The following is an 8,539-nucleotide window of genomic DNA, read 5'->3' on the forward strand; positions in this document are numbered from 1 at the left end:
CCGTCACGGGGGCGAACCGGGCCCGGGAGCCTCGGTGCTGACGTGATGTCAGGCGGACGCCGGAGGATACAGGGCGCGCGGCAGCCGGGAGGCCGCCGCCGCGTCCAGCAGCCACAGGGTGCGGCCGCGGCCGTACGCGCCGGCCGCCGGGGCCTGGATCTCCCCGGCCCCCGACAGCGCGATCTCCGCGGCCTCCGCCTTGTCCTCGCCCGCCGCCAGCAGCCACACCTCGCGCGCCGCCCGGATGGCGGGCAGCGTCATCGAGACCCGGACCGGCGGCGGCTTGGGCGCGCCGTGCACCCCGACGACGGTGCGCTCGGTCTCCCGTACCGCGGGCAGCTCGGGGAAGAGCGAGGCGACGTGCGTATCGGGGCCGACGCCCAGCATCAGCACGTCGAAGACCGGCACCGGGCCGTGGTCCACCGGACCGGCCGCGGCGGCCAGTTCGGCGGCGTACGCGGCCGCGGCCGCGTCGACGTCCGGCCCGTGCGCACCGTCCGACGCGGGCATCGCGTGCACCCGCGCCGGATCCAGCGGCACCGAGTCCAGCAGGGCCGCGCGGGCCTGCGTGACATTGCGCTCCGGATCGCCCTCCGGCAGGAACCGCTCGTCGCCCCACCACAGGTCGAGCCGCGACCAGTCGATCGCGTCCCGGGCCGGCGCGGCGGCGAGCGCGGCCAGCAGGCCGTTGCCGTTGCGCCCGCCGGTGAGCACCACCGAGGCCTCGCCGCGCGCGGACTGGGCGTCCACGATCCTCGTGATCAGCCGGGCCGCGGCGGCCTGGGCCATCAGCTCCTTGTCGCGGTGCACGACGAGCTGCGGGACGACGGTCACTTCGCCGCCGCCTTCTTCGCGGGCGCGGCCTTCTTGGCGGCCGGCGCCGCCGCGGGCTTCGGCTTCGCCGCCTCGCCGAGCCGCTCCACGCCGAACTTCACCGTGGACTCGTAGGTGTTGTCCGGGTCGAGCCGGCGCAGCTCCTCGGCCAGCAGCTCCGCCGTCTCCCGGCGCTTGAGCGCCACCGCGCGGTCCGGCTGCCCCACCATGGAGAGCGTGGCCAGCGAACCGTCGGCCCGGTCGAGCACGATCGTGCCCGACTCGGTCTCCATCTTCACGGCCGTCAGCCCCGGGCCGCCGGACATCGTCCGCTCCACCGGGACCTGGAGCCGGTCGGCCAGCCACATGGCCAGCAGCTCGCAGCTCGGGTTCTCCGACTCGCCCTCGACCGTCGCCGAGACGACCCGGACCGACTGCTGGTCCAGGGCGGCCGCCAGCATGGAGCGCCAGGGGGTGATCCGGGTCCAGGCGAGATCGGTGTCGCCGGGGGTGTACGACTGCGCGCGCACCGCCAGCTCGTCGCCCGGGTGCTCGGCCGAGTAGGCGTCGGTGATCCGGCGCTGGGCGAGCGCGCCCAGCGGGTCCTTCGCCGGATCGGCCGGGGCGCCCTCGGGCCACCAGACGACGACCGGGGCATCCGGCAGCAGCAGCGGAAGGACCACCGACTGGGCGTGGTTGGCCAGTTCGCCGTGGAGGCGGAGCACCACGGTCTCGCCGGTGCCCGCGTCCGAGCCGACCCGGACCTCGGCGTCCAGCCGGGCGTCGCGCCGGTTGCGCGGCGAACGGCTGATCCGCTTGATCACCGCGATGATCCGCGAGGGGTGCTCGCGCGAGGCGTCGCCGGCCGACTTGAGCGCGTCGTACGCGTTCTCCTCGTCGGTGACGATGACCAGCGTGAGGACCATGCCGATCGCCGGGGTGCCGATCGCCCGGCGGGCCGAGACCAGCGCCTGGTTGATCTTGCTGGACGTGGTTTCCGTGAGGTCGATCTTCATGGCCGGCGCCAGCTCCGTCCGTCTCGTGCGAGCATCTCGTCCGCCTCGGACGGGCCCCAGGTGCCCGCCGGGTACTGCGCGGGCCTGCCGTGCTTGTCCCAGTACTGCTCGATCGGGTCGAGGATGTTCCAGGAGAGTTCGACCTCCTGGTGGCGGGGGAAGAGGTTGGCGTCGCCGAGCAGCACATCGAGGATGAGCCGCTCGTAGGCCTCCGGGCTGGACTCCGTGAAGGACTCGCCGTAGGCGAAGTCCATCGTCACGTCCCGGACCTCCATCGAGGTGCCCGGCACCTTGGAGCCGAAGCGCACGGTCACGCCCTCGTCCGGCTGGACCCGGATGACCAGCGCGTTGCCGCCCAGCTCCTCCGTGGCCCCGGACTCGAACGGGAGGTACGGGGCGCGCTTGAAGACGACCGCGATCTCCGTGACCCGGCGGCCGAGCCGCTTCCCGGTCCGCAGATAGAACGGCACGCCCGCCCAGCGGCGGTTGTTGACCGTCAGCTTGATCGCGGCGAAGGTGTCGGTCTTCGACTTGGGGTCGATCCCGTCCTCCTCCAGATAGCCGAGGACCTCCTCGCCGCCCTGCCACGCGTGCGCGTACTGGCCGCGCACGGTGTGCTTGCCCAGATCCTCCGGCAGCTCCACGGCCGTGAGGACCTTGAGCTTCTCGGCCACCAGCGCCTTCGGGTGGAAGGAGCCCGGCTCCTCCATCGCGGTCAGCGCCAGCAGCTGGAGCAGGTGGTTCTGGATGACGTCGCGCGCGGCGCCGATGCCGTCGTAGTAGCCGGCCCGGCCGCCGATGCCGATGTCCTCGGCCATCGTGATCTGCACGTGGTCGACATAGCTCCGGTTCCAGATCGGCTCGAACATCGTGTTGGCGAACCGCAGCGCCAGGATGTTCTGGACCGTCTCCTTGCCCAGGTAGTGGTCGATCCGGAAGACCTCGTTGGGCGGGAAGACGTCGTGCACGAGCTGGTTCAGCTCCTGCGCGCTCTTCAGGTCGTGGCCGAAGGGCTTCTCGATGACGGCGCGCCGCCAGGAGCCCTCCTTCTGGTCCGCCAGCCCGTGCTTCTTGAGCTGCTGGACGACCTTGGGGAAGAACTTCGGCGGCACGGACAGGTAGAAGGCGAAGTTGCCGCCCGTCCCCTGCGCCTGGTCCAGCTCCTGGATGGTCGCCTTCAGGGTCTCGAACGCCGCGTCGTCGTCGAAGTTGCCCTGGACGAAGCGCATCCCCTGGATGAGCTGCTGCCAGACCTCCTCGCGGAACTCCGTACGGGCGTGCTGCTTGACGGCGTCGTGGACCTCCTGGGCGAAGTCCTCGTCCTGCCATTCGCGGCGCGCGAAACCGATGAGTGAGAAGCCCGGCGGCAGCAGACCGCGGTTGGCCAGGTCATAGACGGCGGGCATCAGCTTTTTACGGGACAAATCGCCCGTGACGCCAAAGATGACCAGGCCCGACGGCCCCGCGATGCGCGGGAGCCGTCGGTCCTGGGCGTCACGGAGCGGGTTGGCTCCGGGAACACCAGACAAAGTGGTCAGCCCTCCGAAGGGGCGAGGCGCTTGAGCTCCGCCTCGGTCGAGTTGAGCAGGTCGATCCAGGCCGCCTCGAACTTCTCGACGCCCTCGTCCTCCAGCAGCTGGACGACGTCGTCGTACGAGATGCCGAGCTTGCCGACGGCGTCGAGCTCGGCACGGGCCTGCTCGTAGGTGCCGGCGATCGTGTTGCCCGTGATCTGCCCGTGGTCCGCGGTGGCGTCCAGGGTGGCCTCGGGCATCGTGTTCACCGTGCCCGGGGCGACCAGGTCGTCCACGTACAGGGTGTCCTTGTACGCCGGGTCCTTCACACCCGTGGAGGCCCAGAGCGGACGCTGCTTGTTGGCGTGCGCCTTGTCCAGCGCGGCCCAGCGGTCCGAGGCGAAGACCTCCTCGTACGCCTGGTAGGCCAGCCGGGCGTTGGCGAGCGCCGCCTTGCCCTTGAGCGCCTTGGCCTCGTCCGTGCCGATGCCGTCCAGCCGCTTGTCGATCTCGGTGTCCACCCGGGACACGAAGAACGAGGCCACCGAGTGGATCTTGGAGAGGTCCAGGCCCGCGGCCTTCGCCTTCTCCAGGCCCGCCAGGTAGGCGTCCATGACCGCGCGGTAGCGCTCCAGCGAGAAGATCAGCGTGACGTTGACGCTGATGCCCTTGCCGATGACCTCGGTGATCGCCGGCAGACCGGCCTTCGTCGCCGGGATCTTGATGAGCGTGTTCGGCCGGTCCACCAGCCAGGCCAGCTGCTTGGCCTCGGCGACCGTGGCCTCCGTGCGGTGCGCCAGACGCGGGTCGACCTCGATGGAGACCCGGCCGTCCTGGCCGTCCGTGGAGTCGAAGACCGGGCGCAGGATGTCGGCGGCGTCCCGGACGTCCGCCGTCGTGATCATCCGGATGGCCTCGTCCACGGTGACCTTGCGGGTCGCGAGGTCGGTGAGCTGCTGCTCGTAACCGTCGCCGTGCGAGATCGCCTTCTGGAAGATCGACGGGTTGGTCGTGACACCCACGACGTGGCTCTGGTCGATCAGCTCGGCCAGGTTGCCCGAGGTGATCCGCTTGCGCGAGAGGTCGTCGAGCCAGATCGCCACGCCCTCGTCGGAGAGGCGCTTGAGTGCGTCTGTCATGAGAAATGCATCTCCTACTAGTCGTATGTACGCGTCAGCGCGTGGCGGCGGCGAGGGATTCCCGGGCGGCGGCCGCGACGGCCTCGCCGGTGAAACCGAACTCGCGGAACAGCACGCCCGCGTCCGCCGAGGCACCGAAGTGCTCCAGCGAGACGATCCGGCCGGCGTCCCCGACGTACCGGTACCAGGTCAGGCCGATGCCCGCCTCGACGGCGACCCGGGCCTTCACGGACGGCGGAAGCACGCTGTCCTTGTACGCCTGGTCCTGCTCCTCGAACCACTCCACCGACGGCATCGACACCACCCGGGTCGGGATGCCCGCGGCCTGCAGCTCCTCGCGCGCCTCGACGGCGAGGTGCACCTCGGAGCCGGTGCCGATCAGCACGACTTGGGGCTCGCCGCCCTCAGCATCGAAGAGCACGTAGCCGCCCTTGGCCGCGTCCTCGTTCAGCGGGTACGTCGGCACGCCCTGGCGGGTCAGCGCCAGACCGTGCGGGGCGCCCTTGCCGAACACCTTGGTGTAGCGGCGCAGGATCTCGCGCCAGGCGACGGAGGTCTCGTTGGCGTCGGCCGGACGGACCACGTTCAGACCCGGGATGGCGCGCAGCGAGGCCAGGTGCTCCACCGGCTGGTGGGTCGGGCCGTCCTCGCCCAGACCGATCGAGTCGTGCGTCCACACGTACGTCACCGGCAGGTGCATCAGCGCGGAGAGCCGCACCGCGTTGCGCATGTAGTCGGAGAACACCAGGAAGGTGCCGCCGTAGATGCGGGTGTTGCCGTGCAGCGCGATGCCGTTCATGGCCGCGGCCATGGCGTGCTCGCGGATGCCGAAGTGGATCGTGCGGCCGTACGGGTCGGCCTCCGGCAGCGGGTTGCCCGCCGGGAGGAACGACGAGGTCTTGTCGATCGTGGTGTTGTTCGAGCCGGCCAGGTCGGCGGAGCCGCCCCACAGCTCGGGCACGATCTCGCCGAGGGCCTGGAGGACCTTGCCGGAGGCGGCGCGGGTGGCGACGCCCTTGCCCGGCTCGAAGACGGGGAGCTTGTCCTCCCAGCCCTCGGGCAGCTCGCCCGCGGAGATCCGGTCGAACTCGGCGGCGCGCTCCGGCTGGGCGGTGCGCCACGCGGCGAAGGTCTTCTCCCACTCGGCCCTGGCCTCGCGGCCCCGGTCCAGCGCCTCACGGGTGTGCGCGATGACCTCGTCGGCCACCTCGAAGCTCTTCTCCGGGTCGAAGCCCAGCACGCGCTTGGTCGCGGCGACCTCGTCGGCGCCGAGCGCGGAGCCGTGGGCGGCCTCGGTGTTCTGGGCGTTCGGCGCGGGCCAGGCGATGATCGAGCGGGCCGCGATGAACGACGGGCGCTCCGTCTCGGCCTTGGCGGCCAGCAGCGCCCGGTACAGACCCGCGGGGTCCAGGTCGCCGCTGGGCAGCTGGTCGACGCGCTGGACGTGCCAGCCGTACGCCTCGTAGCGCTTCAGGGTGTCCTCGGAGACCGCGGTCTCCGTGTCGCCCTCGATCGAGATGTGGTTGTCGTCCCAGAGCAGGACCAGATTGCCCAGCTTCTGGTGCCCGGCCAGCGAGGACGCCTCCGCCGAGATGCCCTCCTGGAGGCAGCCGTCACCCGCGACGACCCACACCATGTGGTCGAACGGCGAGGTGCCGGGGGCCGCGTCGGGGTCGAACAGGCCGCGCTCGTAGCGGGAGGCCATGGCCATGCCCACGGCGTTGGCGACACCCTGGCCCAGCGGGCCGGTCGTCGTCTCCACGCCGGTGGTGTGGCCGTACTCCGGGTGCCCCGGGGTCTTCGAGCCCCAGGTCCGGAACGCCTTGAGGTCGTCGAGCTCCAGGCCGTAGCCGGCCAGGTAGAGCTGGATGTAGAGGGTCAGGCTGCTGTGGCCCGCCGAGAGCACGAACCGGTCGCGGCCGGTCCACTCCGCGTCGGCGGGGTCGTGCCGCATCACCTTCTGGAAGATGGTGTACGCGGCGGGAGCCAGGCTCATGGCCGTACCCGGGTGGCCGTTTCCGACCTTCTGTACGGCGTCCGCGGCGAGTACGCGGACGGTGTCCACGGCCCGCTGGTCCAATTCGGTCCACTGGAGGTCTGTGGTGGTCGGCTTGGTGCTCACCCTGAGTCAGGGCTCCTCTCCACTGTTGTAAACCGGTGGCTGTGACCGCACCGGGCGTAGTCGAGCCTACCCCCGTCGGGACCCGCGATTTCCGGGTACTTCCAGGGTGCGGGCGGCCCGCCGGATCCGCCTCCCGTATGAGCGGAGAGGCTCACCGATGGGCCCTCTCCGATGAGCGCGGAAGCCCACTCCTGAGGCCTCCGACGAGCGTTCCCGCGCACACCTGCGCCCCGGTGGCGGGGGCGTCGCGGGCGGTCCGCGCGGGCCGCTCCGCACGGGTGTGCGGGCGCCCCTTCCGCAGGGGTGTGCGAACGCGCGCGCACCCGCCGCGACGCGGTACCGCGCGCCACATCAACACGACCCCACCCCCGCGAAGGACGGCGTGTCCCCAACGTCTACAGTGGTCGGGTTCGCGCAAGTCTTTACCGGGCCCTCACACCCGGAGCTTGCTGGGATTTCTCTGTCAGGGGTGTGCGTGACGGCCGTCGAGTCCCGACCCGCAGGGGTCGCCTTGACTCCGAGCCCAGGGGGCCATCGCCCGTTCGGGGCCCGTGTCAAGGCCTTCGTGGCACTGACCAAGCCTCGGATCATCGAGCTGTTGCTGATCACCACTGTTCCGGTGATGTTCCTGGCCGCTCAGGGTGTACCCGACCTGTGGCTCGTGCTCACAACCACGATCGGCGGCTATCTGTCCGCCGGTGGTGCCAATGCGCTGAACATGTACATCGACCGCGACATCGACGCGCTGATGGACCGTACGTCCCAGCGCCCGCTGGTCACCGGCATGGTGTCGCCGCGCGAGTGCCTGGCCTTCGGCATCACGCTCGCGGTGGTCTCGACGGTCTGGTTCGGCCTGCTGGTCAACTGGCTGTCGGCGGCGCTGTCGCTCGGCGCCCTGCTCTTCTACGTCGTCGTCTACACGATGCTGCTGAAGCGCCGCACCGCGCAGAACATCGTCTGGGGCGGCATCGCCGGCTGCATGCCCGTCCTCATCGGCTGGTCGGCCGTGACGAACTCGATGTCCTGGGCCGCGGTGATCCTCTTCGCCGTCATCTTCTTCTGGACGCCTCCGCACTACTGGCCGCTCTCCATGAAGGTCAAGGACGACTACGCCCGCGTCGGCGTCCCGATGCTCCCGGTCCTCGCCTCCAACCGGGTGGTGGCCCGCCAGATCGTTCTCTACAGCTGGGTGATGGTCGCCGTCTCGCTGCTGCTGACCCCGCTGGGCTACACCGGCTGGTTCTACACCGCGGTGGCCCTGCTGACCGGCGGCTTCTGGCTCTGGGAGGCCCACGCCCTGCTCAGCCGGGCCAAGGCCGGGGTGACGGGTGCGAAGCTCAAGGAGATGCGGCTGTTCCACTGGTCGATCACCTATGTCTCGCTGCTGTTCGTCGCCGTGGCGGTGGACCCCTTCCTGCGGTAGCCGCAGCGTTCGACCCTGCCGACGGGCGGGGAGCGTGGCCCACGCCACGCTCCCCGCCCGTCGCACGTTGATCTACCGGTCGGTAGCATCCTGTGCATGGCAGAGACGGCTGAGACCCAGCAGGTGGACGGCAGGCAGGCGGCGCGCGCGGAGCGCAGGGCGGCCCGGCTGGCCAAGCAGATCGGCGCCTTCGCGAAGGCGCACGGCGGCGCCGAGGGGCAGCTCGCCTACATCGGCGAGATGGGCACCCGCATCGTCCTGGTGGGCGAGGACGGCGGCTGGGGCGACCTGGTGGCCCCCTCGTACGCCGTCGCCGAGAGCGCCGCGCTGAAGTCCGGGATCACGATGCACGAGTCCTTCGACGGCGAGTTCGCCGCGAAGGTCCGCACGGGCCCGTACGAGTGGAGCCGGATGGCCGGCATCCAGGTCGGCGGCCCCTCCAACGAGGCCTGAGACACCCCATACGCGTGCGGGGCTTCGGTACGGGCGGCACAGCCGCCGTACCGAAGCCC

At 70.9% G+C, this 8,539-nt stretch carries 7 protein-coding genes; 2 read left to right on the plus strand and 5 right to left on the minus strand.

What is annotated here, in order from left to right:
- Positions 1-48 precede the first annotated feature (48 nt).
- From pgl to tkt, 5 genes are read right to left on the minus strand one after another with little or no spacing between them, the layout of a single operon-like run.
- Positions 49-834, minus strand: coding sequence for a 6-phosphogluconolactonase (gene pgl, locus ACFVDM_RS24570; protein WP_383643935.1), 786 nt, complete (start codon positions 832-834; stop codon positions 49-51).
- On the minus strand, positions 831-1,829 hold the full coding sequence (gene opcA, locus ACFVDM_RS24575) for a glucose-6-phosphate dehydrogenase assembly protein OpcA (protein WP_383643938.1): 999 nt from the start codon (positions 1,827-1,829) through the stop codon (positions 831-833). The genes pgl and opcA overlap by 4 nt, the downstream gene beginning before the upstream one ends.
- The gene (gene zwf / locus ACFVDM_RS24580) at positions 1,826-3,358 is read right to left on the minus strand and encodes a glucose-6-phosphate dehydrogenase (RefSeq protein ID WP_383643941.1); all 1,533 of its coding nucleotides are present in this window, start codon (positions 3,356-3,358) and stop codon (positions 1,826-1,828) included. The genes opcA and zwf overlap by 4 nt, the downstream gene beginning before the upstream one ends.
- A 5-nt stretch (positions 3,359-3,363) precedes the next feature.
- Entirely contained in the window at positions 3,364-4,482 is a 1,119-nt protein-coding gene (gene tal / locus ACFVDM_RS24585; RefSeq protein ID WP_383643944.1) for a transaldolase, read from the minus strand.
- Between the two features lie 34 nt (positions 4,483-4,516).
- Positions 4,517-6,604 carry a transketolase gene (tkt, locus tag ACFVDM_RS24590; RefSeq protein WP_383643947.1) on the minus strand — a complete coding sequence of 696 codons (2,088 nt, stop codon included), beginning with the start codon at positions 6,602-6,604 and terminating at the stop codon, positions 4,517-4,519.
- 469 nt (positions 6,605-7,073) lie between these two features.
- Between tkt and ACFVDM_RS24595 the strand changes: the two genes are divergently transcribed.
- A complete protein-coding gene (locus ACFVDM_RS24595) occupies positions 7,074-8,027 on the plus strand; it encodes a heme o synthase (protein WP_383643950.1) in 954 nt (317 codons plus the stop codon).
- 96 nt (positions 8,028-8,123) lie between these two features.
- Positions 8,124-8,480 (plus strand): hypothetical protein, encoded by a 357-nt coding sequence (locus ACFVDM_RS24600; protein WP_383643953.1) that lies wholly within the window; start codon positions 8,124-8,126, stop codon positions 8,478-8,480.
- Positions 8,481-8,539: the final 59 nt, after the last annotated feature.

Origin of the sequence: Streptomyces sp. NPDC057682, assembly GCF_042799575.1 — a bacterium.
Classification (GTDB): domain Bacteria; phylum Actinomycetota; class Actinomycetes; order Streptomycetales; family Streptomycetaceae; genus Streptomyces.